We start from the raw sequence: 15,083 nt of genomic DNA, 5'->3' as shown, positions 1-15,083 counted from the left end.
AATAATCCCGTTGCTCTGGTTTCAAAGGCCAGTCTGATGCACCGCGCTCAGAACTTTGCCCGCACATCGATCCCCATCGTGCGGGGGCGCCCCGCCGCGATCCGTGGGCGATCGGGATCCTCGATCGCGAGTGGTGGAACATCGGCCAGGTTGGCGATCGTGTTGAAGACGTTTTCGACGAAGAGCGTGACGGTGAAGCGCTCGAAATCGGTACCCAGGCGCAGATTGGCGAGCTCATAGGCCGGGCGGATGCGGCCGGTCAGCAGGTTGCTGCGGCTGAGGCTGCTGCCGACATGGGAAACGTCGCCGTGGAAGGTCAGCGGCAATTTGCCCAGCGCGAAATCATAATCGGCCGAAGCGGTCAGGTTCCAGCGGGGCACTTGCTGGATACGCGCGCCCGATTTGAGAACCGAAAGCTTGCCGGGGTCGGTGATCCGCGCATTGGTATAGCCTATGCCTGTACCCAGCACCAAGCCGTCCGCGGGCCTGGCCTGCACCTCGAGTTCGAAGCCCTCGCTGCGCGCCTCTCCGCCATTCTGATCGATCGAGAAGCCGCAGGCGAGTGCGACATTCTGCTGGATGTTCGACCAGTCGACGCGGAATGCGGTCGCGTTGACGACCAGATGGCCACCCAGGAATGCGGATTTGACGCCGGCCTCGTAGCTCCACACCGAATCGGATTCATAGGAGCGTGCATCCTCCGCGCTGATGCCCAGCGCCTGCCGGTCGGCTGAGCATACGCTTTCGGAATATCCGTTCGCGCCGCCGATACGAAAACCCTTGGCCGCATTGGCGAACAGGTTGATGTCGTCATTGACCGCGTATTTGATTCCGAACCGCGGATTGAAACCGCTTTCGCGCTGGACTTCGCTGAACGTACCGGCGCCGGCACCGACGGCCGCGCCGCCCTGGCTGATCGTCAGGTCCACCTTGTTCCGGAAATAGCGCAAGCCGGCGATCAGCTGGAGCGCGTCGGTGACGTCGAGATTGGCTTCGCCGTACAGGGCCTTTTCGGTGGTCCGGCTGTCCGCCCGGTAATTGTAGAGATCCCCCAGCCCTTCGATGATGTTGGGCGGGATTTCCACCTTGCCCTTCGATCTCTGGTAAAAGGCGCCGACGGTAACCTGAAACGGGCCCTTGAAGTCGGACGTGAAGCGGAATTCCTGTGCGAAGGTGCGGGCCCGGCTCGATCCACGGAAAAGCGAAGGCGTGGTGAATTCCAGCAGTGCGGAAATGACTTCGGAGGCGTTCTCGGCGTCGGACACGTCGCGGTTGAACTGGGAGGTCACCGAGACGAATTCACCGAATTCGGCGCCGTAGCGGCCGGTGAGGCTGTACAATTCCCAATCGTCGGCGCCGCGATCGTCGAGATCGAACAGGCGTTTCTGGACGAAATTGCCGGCCTTCACATCGGCATAGGGCTGGGCATTGGTCCGTGTGCGCTGCAGCACCATTCTCGGCGTCAGGCTGAACGCATTGTCGAAAAGCTGCAGGCGGGCCGCGATCGCGCCGCCATAGCGCCGCGTCGCGCCGAGATTGTCGCGGCGGTCATACTGCACCGGGGCATCGGCCGAAGGAACCCGCGTGAATACGCCCGATTGATGATCCCAGAAGCCGAAGGCGCGGATGCCGAGCGTGTCGGTTACCAGCGGAATGTTCACCGACCCGTCGGCGGTGCCGTTCACATCGCCCTTGCGGGTGGATGAAATGATGCCGTGGCCACTGCCGCTGAAGTCGTTCAGATCGGGCTGATGGGTGATCAGCCGGACCGTACCGCCCATCGAACGCGCGCCATAAAGCGTGCCCTGCGGCCCACGCAGCACTTCGATGCGCTGGAGGTCGACGACCTGGGGGTCGACGCTGCCGGGGAGCGGCGTTTCGTCGAGATAGACGCCCGTCGTGTTGCCTCCATAGATGCCGCGCAGCGAGATTGCCTGGCCTAGGCCGCCGAGGCTCGATCCGCCCTGCGTGAAGGACAGGTTGGGCACGCGCGTCGCATAATCCTGGAACGATCGAAAACCCTCCTTTTCGATCTGGTCGGCGCCCATCACGGTGATGCTCAGCGGCACCTCCTGGACGTTCTGCGCTCTTTTCTGGGCCGTGACGACGATCTCGCCGATGCCCGGATCCTGTGCCGTGCCGTCGTCGGTCTGCTGGGCAAGCGCGGAGGTCGCGGGCAACTGGACCGTCAGCAAGGCCGCGGAAGCCAAGCACCTTATCTTCATTGCCATGCGCATGATTCGACCCCGAGAACAAAAGTGAGAAGCATCTCACTTTTACTCATTTTACGATCTTGTCAACCACCACCCCATTGCCGCTGGATTTCGGGGGTTTTTGCGGCCGGGATCACCCGGGCAGGATGGCGTCGGCAAATGCCTTGACCGCGCGGGGCAGGTTTTTGGGCAGTGGTTCGAGCGGATAGAGGACGCGCAGCCACATGACGCTCGTCGCGTCCGCGATCATGTCGTCATCACCATGAAGCTGCTGTAATAACGCAAGAAAATCCCGATCCGGATAAACGATCAGCTTGCGGAGCAACTCGTCCATCATCGCCCCGAGCAGATAGACCGCGAAAAGGATCGGGGCCTGGTCGATCGCGCCGCGGCGGCGTGCGACGCTGCGGGTCACATGCCCAAACCAGGCGCGGTTCGTCCGCTGCACGACCGCCGCGAAATCGGCATTCTCGTCGCCGAGCTGGACGACGCATCGCATCAGGCCCGGATTGGCCCGCGCAACCGAAATCCATCGCCGGTTCGCACGCCGTATCGCGGTGAAAGGATGCTCGGACGTCTCCGGCGATTCGGACGGCAGCAGCACGAATTCGTCGAGGAGTGTGGTCAGGACGGTGATCGTCGAATCGGTCTTATCCTTGAAATATATATAGAAAGATCCTTCGGCGACCCCCGCACGCGCAGCGACGTCTCCAGCCTTGATCGCGAGATAGCCTTTCTCCTCGAGCACTTCCGCCGCCGCGATCTTCAATCGCTCACGGGTGCGCGCGCCCTTTTGCTGAGGCGGGTTCCTCTCCAGCCTGTCCTTGAGAAAATCGATGAAGGATGGGTTTTCGGACGTCATCGGGCCGGTCCGAGCCCCCGGCACTTGACTTGGCATAAAACTGAGATCAATCTCATATTACTTCTCCCAAACTGGAAATCATAATGAACGAAGCAGTGCTGACAAATTCCTTTCTATCCGCCGAGCCGGGCACCCTGATCGGGGTGTCGGACTGGATCAACGTCACCCAGTCGATGATCGATCGTTTCGCCGACGCGACGCTCGACGACGACCCGATGCATATCGACCCGGAATGGGCGCGGGCGGAGACGCCTTTTGGCGGTACGATCGCGTTCGGATTCCTCACCATGTCGCTGCTGACCCATATGCTGCACAGCGCGCAGCCGCGGGATCGGCGTTCGCATGTCGCGACCGCCGGCTATTATCTCAATTACGGCTTCAACCGGTTGCGGCTAATCTCTCCCGTGCCGACGGGCAGCGCAGTGCGTGGACGGTTCGAACTGATCGATCGTCGCACGGATGAGCGAGGTCGGGTGCAGGTGACGATTGGCGTGACCGTCGAGATCGAGAATAGTGAGAAACCGGCATTGGCGGCGGAGTGGCTGTCGGTATGGGTGCCGCCCGAAGGCCATCAGGAGGCATGAAAGCCATGCGGGACGATGACGGATTCGCAGACGGCATCAGCGATTTCCTGTTCCTGCATGCGCGATCCCGGCCGGACGCCGTCGCGCTCGTGCTGGAAGGTCGGCGTTGGACCTATTCGGCCCTGGCATCGGCGGTGGATGCGCTGGCGCGCGCCATGGTCGCGGCCGGGGTGGTCAGGGGCGATCGTGTCGCGACGCTGCAGACGCCGCACCCGGATTTTCTGATCGCGCTGCTGGCGACCGCGTCGATCGGCGGGATCTGGGTCGGGCTGAATCCCCGATATCAACGCGCCGAACTGTTGCATGTCTTGGAGGATGCCGAGCCGAAGCTGCTTCTTGCCCGCAGCAAGGTGGGCGGGCGCAGCTATGAGCGGGAACTGGTCGGCCTGTGTGCCGATCTTCCGGCAATCGAGACGCTCGTCGTTTTCGACGGCGACCCCGCGGTGCCCGGTGCCGACACGATGGTGGCGTTCCTGCGCGCCGGCGCAAGCGTCTCCGACGCGCGGCTTCGGGAGGCCCGGCTGGGCGTTGGCGGACGCATGCCGTGCCTGATCGTCTATACGTCGGGTTCGACCGGGGCGCCCAAAGGGGCTGTCCTGCATCATGCGGGCATCAACGCATTCTGCGTGACGCAGAACCGGCTCTGGCCGCTCGATCCGCATCGGGTCCTGAGCTATTTTCCGATCAATCATATCGGCGGTGTCGTGGACACGGTCCTGCCATGCATCGCAGCGGGCGGCACCGTCGTCTTCATGGAGCAGTTCGATGCGGCCGGCTGCCTGGCGCTGATGGCGCGTGAGGCGGTCACATTCTGGATTTCCGTTCCCGGCACCTTCCAGATGCAGCTCGAACTGCCGGATTTCAGCGATCACGACCTCTCGGCGGTCCAGCTGATCGTTTGGGAAGGGGCGGAGATGCCCGCCGAGATGATCGGGCGCCTCTTGCGGATCTGCCCGAGGCTGGCGACCAATTACGGCATGACCGAAGCGACCAGTGCGATCACGGTCGTCGAGCCGACCGACGATATCGATATCCTCTCGGCTTCGGTCGGCCATGCCTTTCCGGGCGTCGAGATCCGGCTGGCCGATGCCGATGGCGTCGAAGTCGCCGTTGGCGCGGAAGGCGAAGTGCAGACGCGCTCCGGTCTCAATCTGATCGGCTATTGGCGCCGGCCGGATGCGACGGCGGCGTGCTTCACGCCGGACGGCTTTTTCCGCACCGGCGACCTGGCGGTGCGCCGCCCGGATGGCAGCTATCGTCTCGTCGGCCGGCTGAAGGAAATGTACAAATCGGGCGGCTACAATGTCTATCCCAGGGAAGTGGAGACCGTGCTCGAGCGGCATCCCGCCGTGGCGCTGGCCGCCGTCGTCGCGCGGCCCGATCCGGTCTGGCAGGAAGTCGGGGTCGCTTATGTCCACCCGTCCGCCGATGTGAGTGCCGAGGAACTCGACGCGCATTGCCGCGCGCATCTCGCCAACTACAAGATCCCCAAGCTTTTCGTGATCGAGCCCGATCTGCCGACACTTCCCATCGGCAAGATCGACAAGCAGGAACTGGCGCGGCGCGCGCGTGCGCTCACCGCATGAAGGCGGATCGAGGCAGGGCGCCGCCCTTTCGTGAACACGCCGCTGGAAAGTGAGAGACATCATGGATTTGGATGAAGCGGTTTCGCACGCATTCTCGACAAGTTACACCGAGGCGCGGGCGCGCTTCCTTGCCGCGGCACATACCGCGGGAGCGGACGTCGCGCATCTTCAATGCCCTGCTCACGGCCCCCTGGGGGAGGCGTTGATGATGGATGTCGCATATCTCGGCGTCAGAAATGCCGCCGACATCGTGGCCATCTCGTCGGGGGTTCACGGCGTGGAAGGCTATGCCGGTTCGGCGGTGCAGATCGACACCCTCGCGCGCGGTTGGCCGGCCGATGGGCCCGGCCTGCTCCTGATCCACTTCGTCAATCCCTATGGCATGGCGTGGACCAGCAGCGACAATGAGGAAGGCGTCGACCTCAATCGCAACTTCCTCGATTTCAACCGCCCGCCCGGGCACAATCGGCGCTATGACGAAGTCGAGAGCTTCGTCTGCTGTCCGGCGCTGGAGGGGGAGGTTCGCGTGGCTGCCGATGCCGCGATGAATGCCTATATCGAAGCGCAGGGCTTCGAGAATTTCGTGCGGGCGATCGCCGATGGTCAGCATCACCAGCCCGGCGGCTATCTTTATGGCGGGCATGTTCCGGCCTGGTCCAATCTCACGCTGCGCAGGGTTCTTCGCGACTATACGCAGGGTGCCCGGCGGCTCGCGGTCATCGATGTGCATACGGGGCTCGGCGATCGCGGAGGTGCGCTGATGCTGTGCATCAATGCGCCCAGATCCGCCGCGTATCGCGCCGCGTCCTGGTGGGACAATCTGGTCCTGGTTCCGAGCGCGGACTTTCCCTTCGCGCCGGTCGGAACCTTTGTCGGATCGATCTGGGATTTCGGCCTCGATGCGGAACTGACGGTCGCCGCGCTCGAGGTCGGCACCGAGCCGGTGGAGCGCGCCTTCGGGGCACTGCGCAATCGCAAATGGCTTGAGAAGCACGGCGATTTCACCGGTCCGGCAGCGGCGGCGATCCTCGATGAAATGCACGCGTGTCTTGCTCCGCGCGATATTGCGTGGCGCAGGGCGATGCTTGCCGCCGGCCGCGCGGCGCTGGATGCGGCGGTGGCGGGCCTCTCGCAGGATCGCTGAGCGGCGAACATGGAAAAGGGGTGCGCCCGATCACGGAGCGCACCCCCGATCGTTCAATAGCGATAGGTCGCGGTCAGGCCGGCGGTGCGCGGCCGTAGCGTCGTGACATAATAAAGCGACGACGCCAGCGTGTCGCGCGAGCGGCCGAGAATGGGCTGCGACTTCAGGACATTGTCGACGAACAGCGACAGATCGACGCCGCGATATTGCAGACCGGCGCGCAGCGAGAGCTGGTTGATGGCCTGCGATCCCCGCAGGATGGTCGGATCGACGCCGACGACGGCCAGGTTCGGATTGGGCGCCTCGCTGACGAACTGATAGTCGGCGCGAAGATAGGCGTCGCGATCCTCCCTGACGTCGAAGCGATATTCGCCCGACAGCGCGACGCTCCATGGCGGAATGTCGAGCTTGTCGCCCTTCACGCCGAACGGGCGGGCGCCGCCGCTGAGCAGCGTGGCCTCCAGCCTGGCGTCGGTATAGCCGGCATTGACGCCGACGCTCAGCCGATCCGAGACCGCTGCCTGCAACGACAATTCGAACCCGGTGCTGCTCGCCGAGCCCAGATTGGCGATGATGGTGGAGCCGCAGGTGGCGAGCTGGATGCGGCGCTGGATGTTCCGCCAGTCGATCCGGAAAAGGCTGGCATCGATGCGCAACCGGCCGCCAAGGACGCGGTTCTTCGATCCGACCTCGTAGGACCAGACCGAATCCGCATCATAGGTGCTGGCATTGCCGGTTATCCCGATCTGCTGCGCCTGCGCGTTGCACGCCGCGAGCAGGGCGGGATTGATGCCGCCGATGCGAAAACCCTTGCTGACCGATGCGTAGAACAGATTGTCCGGGTCCGCCTGATAGGACAGGCCGAATTTCGGCGTGATCGGCTGTTCGTGCTGGCGCTCGCCGAAGCTGGACGGGCCGCCGGAAAAGGGGCCGCCGATCGACTGGTCGTAGCGCAGCTTGACGTCGGCGATGCGGAGACCGGCGGTCACTGTCAGCCCGTCGGCGATCTCATAATCGACCTGGCCGAAACCCGCGATCTGCTTGTCGACCGAGTGAAGGTCGGAAAAGAAGGGAATGTCGCCGGGATCGAGCGGACGCCCCAGGACGGCGGCGACACCCACGCCATAACGCTGGATCAGCGCGCGATCGAGAAAGGGCGAGACGTTGGTTTGCCGCGCGCGCTGCTTCGACTGGCCGAAATAGACGCCGAACACCCAGTCGAGCGGCCCATTCCCGTCGGACTGGAGGCGCAATTCCTGCGAGAAATTGCGCTGGTCGTCGCGAAACCGGGCCAGGTCATACTGGCCTGCAATGGACGGGCGCGGATCGCCCAGGAGCAGTGCGCCGATGAAATTGGTATAGTCGGCATCGTAGCGCATCTGCCGGCGGAAATAGGATGTGTTCGAGATCAGCCGGACCGACCCCAGCGAATATTCGATGTCGAGCGTCGGCAGGGTGAACCGGTCGCGCCTGGGCTGATCGAGCACGCGTCCGCTCAGGAAGGTACCGGTGCCGACATCGGTCAGGTCCGCGAACATCAGCGGCGGATTGTCGATCACCTGCTTCTGATGGAAGACCGACGCCGTGATCCGCAGGTCCGCGACGGGTTCCCATGCCAGCGCCCCGCGCAACGTATAGCTGTCCGAGCCGTTCGCGTTCCGGTTCACCGGCGCGCGGGTCCGGAAATCGACGCGATCGATCCACCCGCCGTCGCGGCGATACCAGCCGCTGGCGCGAAAGCCGAGCTTGCCGTCGACAATCGGGCCACCCACGGCGGCCCCGGCCTCATAACTCATGTCACCGCCTTCGGTCGCGGCGATTTCGGTGCGGGCATAACCGCTATACCGGTTCAGGCCCGGCGCGGGGGTGATGAAGCGCACCACGCCGCCCTGGGCGCCCGCGCCGAACAAGGTCCCTTGCGGTCCGCGCAAAACCTCGACCCGATCGAGATCGAAGATCAGCGGATAGGCGGTGGTCGCGGTATTGCCGGTGGCGCGGACCTGGATCGGCGTCTCGTTGATGTAGATGCCGGTCGTCGCGGCGCCCGCCGACGAGGTGATGCCGCGAATGGCGATCGTGCTGCGAACGCCGGTGACATCGTTGGGCGATGTCCCGGCCGCCGATATGCGCAGCCCGGGCGTCAGGCGCGCCAGATCGTTGATCGATCGGACGCCCTGCGCGTCCATGCTTTGCTGGTCGAAGGCCGCGATGCTGATCGGAACACGACTTAACGGTTCTGCTTGGCGAGTGGCGGTCACGACGATGTCCGCCATGCTCGATTCGGACTCTCCGGTTTGGGCGTGAACGGCCGGCACCGCGGTCATTGCCGCAAGGCAAGTCGATATATTCAGGAATATGATAAATTTATCAGTCATTTGATCTCTCCCCAGTTCGGCGCATTCGCTGCGCTCTTGTGCTCCCACGGTAAATGTGAGAAGTCTCTCATATTATAACGACCGGTTAATCGGCAATACAAAACTGTATGTTAAGGATGGGGAGGGGCATGAAGAATCCAGGTCGGCTCCTCCTTTCGATGGTCTCGATCATGATCGCGCCCGTTGTTTCCGCTTCGGGCGATAAGGCGGTCGAATTTCAGGGGATCGTCATTCCCGACATGAGCGGCGCGGTGATGACGGTCACGGGGGCCGTCGCGCCCGACATGCTTGGGGCGACGCTGATGCACGAGCATCTTTTCGTCGATCTTGCCCGCGCCTTCGCACCCGGTGCCGCGATGGGTCGGCCGGCCACCGGTGAGACTTTGAGGCGCTGGGCCGAGCCGTTCGAGACCCGTCGCCGGGGCGAATTGCTGTACGATCCGTTCGGGACGAACCGGGACATGCTCGTGCTCGATGATCCGGCGGACGCGAAGGCGGAGATCGAGGACTTCAGGGCATCGGGCGGCGGGGCGATCGTCGACGTCACCGTTTCCGGCCTGGGCCGCCGGCCCGTAGCGCTGCGCGATCTGGCGCGAACGACCGGCGTGAAGCTGGTGATGGGCACCGGCTTCTATCGGGCGGGCTGGCATCCGGCCGACATGAGCGGCCGCTCGATCGACGATATCACCCGCATGATGGTGTCCGACATCGTGAAGGGGGCAGACGGAACCGGGATCCGCGCGGGCATTATCGGCGAAATCGGCGCCGAGGATCTGCGCCTGACGCCGGCGGAATCAAACGAAGTGCGTGTGCTGCGCGCCGCGGCGCGTGCCAGCCAGCTGACCGGCGCGGCTGTTACCATCCACAACTCTATCGGTCACCGCGAGCTTTGGCACACGGCACTCGATATCCTCGAGCGCGAGGGCGCCGACATGGGCCGGGTCGTCGCGGGCCATATCACCGGGGTCGATGCCGACTTCGTCGAGACCCTGATCCGGCGCGGCGTCTACGTCCAGTTCGACACGCTCGGTGCGCCGTTCTTCACCCAATATCCGATGCTCGACACGCGTCCGAACATGCTGACCATCCTCGAACTGATCAAGCGCGGTCATGCGAGCCGCATACTCGTTTCTCAGGACGTCTGCACAAAGGCGCAGCTGCACAGGCATGGCGGCTTCGGATATGATTTCGTCCTTCGCCATCTGGTGCCGTTCCTGCGCGCCAATGGCGTTTCTCAGGCGGACATCGACCGGATCGTGATCGGCAATCCGGCGCATGTGCTGAGCTTCGTCAAGCCGCGTCCTTATCGCACGCGCATCCGCGAGTGAGTGTCCATGTTTTATGAATGACTCTTTGGAAGGGGCCCTAATGCCGCGCTTCAACAGGTGAGCACCGTGATTGCAGACGTACCGAAAGGGCGCTGGTTGAGCCGCAGCAATTATGTGTTGCTGGTGCTGACGACCGTCTATGCGCTCAACATCGCCGATCGCTTCGTGCTGGGTTCGCTGATCGAACCGATCAAGGCCGAGTTCCAATTGTCCGACGGCGGCGTGGCGTTCCTGACCGGCGTTGCGCTGGCGATCTTCTACGTTGCCGCGGGCATTCCGCTCGGCCTGCTGGCCGACCGGACGAACCGCCGGACCATGATCGCCTGGGCGCTTCTGATCTGGTCCAGCTTCACTCTGCTGTGCGGGTTCAGCCAGACTTATTGGCAGCTTCTGCTCGCCCGTATCGGCGTCGGGGTGGGGGAGGCCGGCGGGACGCCGCCCTCTCAATCGCTGCTTGCCGACGAGTTTCCGGCCGCCAGCCGCGGCCCGGCCATGTCGATCTTCTCGATCGGTTCCACCATGGGGGCAGCACTCGGCATGGCGGGTGCGGGCTGGCTCACCGACCTCTATGGGTGGCGGCAGAGCCTGATCGTCTTCGGAGCGATCGGACTGCCGCTCGCGCTGCTGGTGCGCCTGTCGCTGCGGGAACCGACGCGCGGCGCGACGGACGAGGTGCGGCCGGCGAGAGCCGTTGCCGCGCCGGGCATCATCGATACGCTGCGCTACATACGCGCGCATGCCGCGGTCTTCCATGTCCTGCTCGGCGCCACCATCGTCACGTTCTCGGGCGCCGGGCTGCTGTGGTGGACATCGGCCTTTCTGATGCGTTTCCACGGCCTTTCCGCCGGAGAGGCGGGCATATCGCTGGGGATCATGAGCGCGGTCGGCGGATCGCTGGCGATGCTGGGAACCGCCTGGGTCATGGCCCGGCTCTCATCCCGCGATCCGCGCTGGCAGGTCTGGCTGGTGGCGCTGGTCAGCGTCGCGGTGATCGTGCCCGGCGTCGTTGCCTATTCGACGCATTCGCTCAGCATCGCGACGCTCGCGCTCTGGGTCTTCGTGCCCGCGAGCTGCATCTATATCGGCCCGACCCTGGCGCTTTGCCAAAGCCTCGTCCCCGCCGAGATGCGCGGCCAGACCGTCGCGATCCTGCTTTTTACCGCGAACATCGCCAATCTGGTGCTGGCACCCCAGCTGATCGGTTCAGCATCGGATTTCGTCGGGCCATTTCTCGACGATCCGCATCAGTCGCTGCGCTGGGTGCTGGTGGCATGCAGCTTCACCGGCATCTGGGGCGGCTGGCATTATTACGCCGCCGGCCGGACGATCAGGGAGGATATCATATGAGAGCGGCGATACTTGCCGTCGCGCTGGCCACCGCCGCGCCCGCCGTCGCGCAGCAGCCGCCCAGCGCGGCGCAGGCGGAGGCATTCGTCCAGGATGCGGAGCGCCAGCTCGAGGTCAGCTACGACTATGGGCAACGCGCCGGGTGGGTGAACTGGACGTATATGACGGAGGATACGAGCTGGATCGCGGCGCGTGCCTCGGCCGATGCATCCCGCCTTGCGTCGCGCCTCGCGGCTTCGGCGGCGCGTTTCGATCGCGTTGCCGGGCTTTCCGGCGATGCCGCCAGGAAACTCTATCTCATCAAGCAGGCCACTGTCCTGCCGGCCCCTGCGCGAGCGGGCGCGGCCGAGGAACTGGGCGGCCTGTCCGCCAGCCTCCAGGCCATCTACGCGACCGCGCGCGGCACGCATGGCGGCATATCCCTGCCCGGCGACGAGCTGGACGGACTGATCGGCACGGTGCGCGATCCAAAGGCGCTCGCCGAGATATGGCAGTCCCGGCAGGACAGTGTGCGGGGCATGCGCGAAGACTATGCCCGGATGGTGAGCCTTGCGAACGAGGGCGCACGCGAACTGGGCTATGCGGACGCCGGCGCGCTGTGGCGTTCGGGCTATGACATGCCGCCGGAGGAATTCGAGGCGCTGGCCGATCGCCTCTGGCTGGAGGTGAAGCCGTTTTACGAACAGCTTCATTGCTATGCCCGCGACCGGCTGTCCGCGAGATACGGCCCGGACGTCCAGCCCGCCACCGGCCCGATCCGCGCCGATCTGCTCGGCACGATGTGGGGACATAAATGGCAGTCGATCTATGACATCGTCGCCCCGCAGGACGGCGGCGACAAGGGTTATGACCTGACCGAGCGCCTTGTGGCCGGTCGTTACGATGCCAAGGCCATGGTTCGGTCGGGCGAGCGGTTCTTCACGTCGATCGGCTTCGACAAGCTGCCACCGAGCTTCTGGGAACGATCGATGTTTGTCCGGCCCCGGGATCGCGACGTGGTGTGCCACGCATCGGCATGGACGCTGGGGCAGGACATGCGCATCAAGATGTGCATCCGCCCGACCGCGGACGATTTTTCCACCATCCATCATGAGCTTGGCCACCTCATGTACGAGCGGTCTTTCGCCGCGCAGCCCTTCCTTTACCGCACCGGTCCGAACGATGCGTTTCAGGAAGCGGTCGCCGACTTCGTCCATTTGTCGCTGACGCCCGATTATCTGGTCGGGGCGGGGATCCTTCCGGTCGAACAAAAGCCGGGGCCGGACGCCGAGATCGGCGTTCTCCTGTCATTGGCGTTGACCAAGGTGGCGGCGCAGCCCTTCGGCCTGCTCGTCGACAAATGGCGCTGGGGCGTCTTCTCCGGAAAGATCACGCCCGAAAACTACAATAAGAGCTGGCACGATCTGCGCCTGCGCTATCAGGGCGTGGTTCCCCCGGTTGCGCGTTCGGAGGCCGATTTCGATCCCGGCACCTTGTTCCATGTGCCGGCCGGCATTTCCTATATCCGCTATTTTCTGGGGCGTTTCCTGCAGTTCCAGTTTCATGAAGCGGCCTGTCGCGAGATCGGCTGGAAGGGGCCGCTGCACCGATGTTCGGTCTATGGCAGCAAGGCCGCCGGCGATCGCATGAGGGCGATGCTGACGATGGGCGCCTCCAGGCCCTGGCCCGATGCGCTGGAGGCATTCACGGGCAGCCGTGAGATCAGCGCCGGCGCGATGCTGCGTTACTTCAGGCCGCTGGAGGATTGGCTGCGCAAGCAGAATGCGGGCCGTCAATGCGGTTGGTAGCCGCCAGAATCTGCTCATAAAACAAGAATATCAAGGATTTATATGAAGCTTAAGCTATGCCTTGCGTTGCTGGCGTCGACGGTCTGGGCGCAGGCCGCGGCCGCCAAAGCCGAGCCCGAATATGATCTGGTGATCCGCAACGGCCGCGTGCTCGACGGTGCCGGCAATCCCTGGATCCGGGCCGATCTGGCGGTGGCGGCGGGAAAGATCGTCAAGATCGGGACCGTTGTCGCCAAGGGGAAAAGGGAGATCGACGCGTCCGGCCATTATGTGTCGCCCGGTTTCATCGACATGATGGATCAATCGGGCGCGGTGCTGCTGAAGAACGGCGATGCCGAGAGCAAGCTGCGCATGGGCGTGACCACGGTGATCGCGGGCGAAGGCGGCACGCCCGTCGGCTCGGCCGAAATCGGCACCTATTTCGCGACGCTCGAGCGCCAGGGCATCGGCGTGAATTTCGGTACCTTCTATCAGGCGGCGCAGGCACGCATGAGCGTGATGGGGGATGGCGAGGGGCAGCCGACCCCTGCCCAGCTGGAGGCGATGCGCGCCGATGTGGCCCAGGCGATGCGGGCGGGCGCATTCGGGATCTCGTCCGCGCTGATCTATCCGCCGTCGAGTTTCCAGGGCACCGACGAACTGGCCGAACTGGCCAAGGTCGCCGGCAAATGCGCCGGTTTCTACGCCACGCATATGCGCGACGAGAGCGCCGGCCTGCTCAAGGGAGTCAGGGAAGCGATCGAGATCGGTGAGCGCGGCGGCGTGAAGGTCGAGATCTTTCACCTGAAGGCGGCCTATGCGCCCGGCTGGGGCAGGTTGATGGCCGAGGCGGTGGGGGAAATCGATGCGGCGCGCCTGCGCGGGGTCGATGTCGCCGCCGATCTCTATCCCTATACCGCGGGCGGAACCGGGCTCAGCATCACGGTTCCAAACTGGGTGTTCGCGGACGGCCAGGAAAAGGGTTTCGCGCGGCTGAAGGACCCGGCTGTTCGTGCGCGGTTGAAGCGCGAAGTGGCGGCGGGATCGATGCCGGGCTGGTCCAATCTGGTCGAGGCTTCGGGCGGATGGAAGGGCATCGTCCTCGCCAACGCATCAAGCGACACATTCGCCCGTTTCGACGGGCGCAATATCGCCGATATCGCGACCGAGTTGAAGCAGGACCCGGCGGATGTCGCCTGGGACATCGTGCTCGAAGCGCTGCCGCGCCGCGCGACCGCCCAATTCTTCATGATGAGCGAGCAGGACATCGCGCTGGCGCTGAAGCGGCCATGGACGAGCATCGGCAGCGATGCGGCGGCGTCGGACAGATTTGGCGAGATGACCAAGGACCTCCCGCACCCGCGCGCCTATGGCACATTCCCCAGGATCATCGCCCAATATGTCCGCGACCGTCCGGTGCTCACGCTCGAGGATGCGGTTCGAAAAATGACCTCCTGGCCGGCCACACGCATGGGCCTCTTCGATCGCGGGGTGCTTCGCGAAGGGATGTGGGCGGACATCGTGATCTTCGATCTCGATCGGATCAAGGACAGCGCCAGCTGGGCGCAGCCCTATGCGCCGCCGATCGGCATCGACCATGTCATCGTCAATGGAACGGTGGCGGTGGAAGGTGGTCGCGGCGTCAAGGCGCGCGCAGGCCAGGTGCTGCGGCATCGCTGCGGCGATTAAAGGCGGCAGTCGACATTCTTCATATGGCCATAAAAATAAATGGAGGAGAGCGATCTGGGTATAAATATAGTCAAGGCATATGGATCGACTTTGGTTGTAAATAATCGATCTATCTGAATCTCATATAGAGATGATTGCAATATAGAAAGTAACGTAGGACCAATGTGGATTCTGCGAACGGCTAGTTTC

The 15,083-nt window shown here is 63.9% G+C and carries 10 protein-coding genes; 7 read left to right on the top strand and 3 right to left on the bottom strand.

The window, feature by feature from the left end:
• Positions 1-47: 47 nt before the first annotated feature.
• Both AC3WN8_RS11560 and AC3WN8_RS11555 read right to left on the bottom strand, forming a co-directional pair.
• A complete protein-coding gene (locus AC3WN8_RS11560; RefSeq protein WP_492669571.1) occupies positions 48-2,210 on the bottom strand; it encodes a TonB-dependent receptor in 2,163 nt (720 codons plus the stop codon).
• A gap of 136 nt (positions 2,211-2,346) precedes the next feature.
• Entirely contained in the window at positions 2,347-3,075 is a 729-nt protein-coding gene (locus AC3WN8_RS11555) for a TetR/AcrR family transcriptional regulator (protein ID WP_492669570.1), read from the bottom strand.
• 83 nt (positions 3,076-3,158) lie between these two features.
• Here AC3WN8_RS11555 and AC3WN8_RS11550 point away from each other — a divergent pair, with 83 nt between their 5' ends.
• The 3 genes from AC3WN8_RS11550 to AC3WN8_RS11540 all read left to right on the top strand — a co-directional run bounded on the left by AC3WN8_RS11550 (position 3,159) and on the right by AC3WN8_RS11540 (position 6,389).
• Complete coding sequence (locus AC3WN8_RS11550; RefSeq protein ID WP_492669569.1) at positions 3,159-3,659, top strand: MaoC family dehydratase; 501 nt, start codon at positions 3,159-3,161, stop codon at positions 3,657-3,659.
• A gap of 5 nt (positions 3,660-3,664) precedes the next feature.
• Positions 3,665-5,245, top strand: coding sequence for a class I adenylate-forming enzyme family protein (locus AC3WN8_RS11545; RefSeq protein ID WP_492669568.1), 1,581 nt, complete (start codon positions 3,665-3,667; stop codon positions 5,243-5,245).
• A gap of 61 nt (positions 5,246-5,306) precedes the next feature.
• A complete protein-coding gene (locus AC3WN8_RS11540; protein ID WP_492669567.1) occupies positions 5,307-6,389 on the top strand; it encodes a DUF2817 domain-containing protein in 1,083 nt (360 codons plus the stop codon).
• A gap of 53 nt (positions 6,390-6,442) precedes the next feature.
• Here AC3WN8_RS11540 and AC3WN8_RS11535 read toward each other — a convergent pair whose 3' ends face one another.
• Positions 6,443-8,764, bottom strand: a complete 2,322-nt coding sequence (locus tag AC3WN8_RS11535) for a TonB-dependent receptor (protein ID WP_492669566.1) — start codon at positions 8,762-8,764, stop codon at positions 6,443-6,445.
• Positions 8,765-8,892: 128 nt separating this feature from the next.
• On the opposite strand from AC3WN8_RS11535, the gene AC3WN8_RS11530 reads away from it, so the two are divergent.
• The 4 genes from AC3WN8_RS11530 (at position 8,893) to AC3WN8_RS11515 (ending at position 14,894) form a co-directional block, all read left to right on the top strand.
• Positions 8,893-10,092, top strand: a complete 1,200-nt coding sequence (locus AC3WN8_RS11530) for a phosphotriesterase family protein (RefSeq protein WP_492669565.1) — start codon at positions 8,893-8,895, stop codon at positions 10,090-10,092.
• A gap of 66 nt (positions 10,093-10,158) precedes the next feature.
• On the top strand, positions 10,159-11,439 hold the full coding sequence (locus AC3WN8_RS11525) for a spinster family MFS transporter (protein ID WP_492669564.1): 1,281 nt from the start codon (positions 10,159-10,161) through the stop codon (positions 11,437-11,439).
• Complete coding sequence (locus AC3WN8_RS11520; protein ID WP_492669563.1) at positions 11,436-13,226, top strand: M2 family metallopeptidase; 1,791 nt, start codon at positions 11,436-11,438, stop codon at positions 13,224-13,226. The genes AC3WN8_RS11525 and AC3WN8_RS11520 overlap by 4 nt, the downstream gene beginning before the upstream one ends.
• Positions 13,227-13,268: 42 nt before the next feature.
• Positions 13,269-14,894 carry an N-acyl-D-amino-acid deacylase family protein gene (locus AC3WN8_RS11515; RefSeq protein ID WP_492669562.1) on the top strand — a complete coding sequence of 542 codons (1,626 nt, stop codon included), beginning with the start codon at positions 13,269-13,271 and terminating at the stop codon, positions 14,892-14,894.
• Positions 14,895-15,083 lie beyond the last annotated feature (189 nt).

Source organism: Sphingobium sp. FW305-3-2-15-F-TSA7, assembly GCF_058787155.1.
This window is presented reverse-complemented; position numbering and strand designations above follow the sequence as displayed.

What these genes read in the sequence shown, in the direction of transcription:
- AC3WN8_RS11520 (WP_492669563.1), top strand. Translation starts at nt 11,436, where the DNA reads ATGAGAGCGGCGATACTTGCCGTCGCGCTGGCCACCGCCGCGCCCGCC.
- AC3WN8_RS11540 (WP_492669567.1), top strand. Translation starts at nt 5,307, where the DNA reads ATGGATTTGGATGAAGCGGTTTCGCACGCATTCTCGACAAGTTACACC.
- AC3WN8_RS11530 (WP_492669565.1), top strand. Translation starts at nt 8,893, where the DNA reads ATGAAGAATCCAGGTCGGCTCCTCCTTTCGATGGTCTCGATCATGATC.
- AC3WN8_RS11515 (WP_492669562.1), top strand. Translation starts at nt 13,269, where the DNA reads ATGAAGCTTAAGCTATGCCTTGCGTTGCTGGCGTCGACGGTCTGGGCG.
- AC3WN8_RS11535 (WP_492669566.1), bottom strand. Translation starts at nt 8,764, where the DNA reads ATGACTGATAAATTTATCATATTCCTGAATATATCGACTTGCCTTGCG.
- AC3WN8_RS11555 (WP_492669570.1), bottom strand. Translation starts at nt 3,075, where the DNA reads ATGACGTCCGAAAACCCATCCTTCATCGATTTTCTCAAGGACAGGCTG.
- AC3WN8_RS11545 (WP_492669568.1), top strand. Translation starts at nt 3,665, where the DNA reads ATGCGGGACGATGACGGATTCGCAGACGGCATCAGCGATTTCCTGTTC.
- AC3WN8_RS11550 (WP_492669569.1), top strand. Translation starts at nt 3,159, where the DNA reads ATGAACGAAGCAGTGCTGACAAATTCCTTTCTATCCGCCGAGCCGGGC.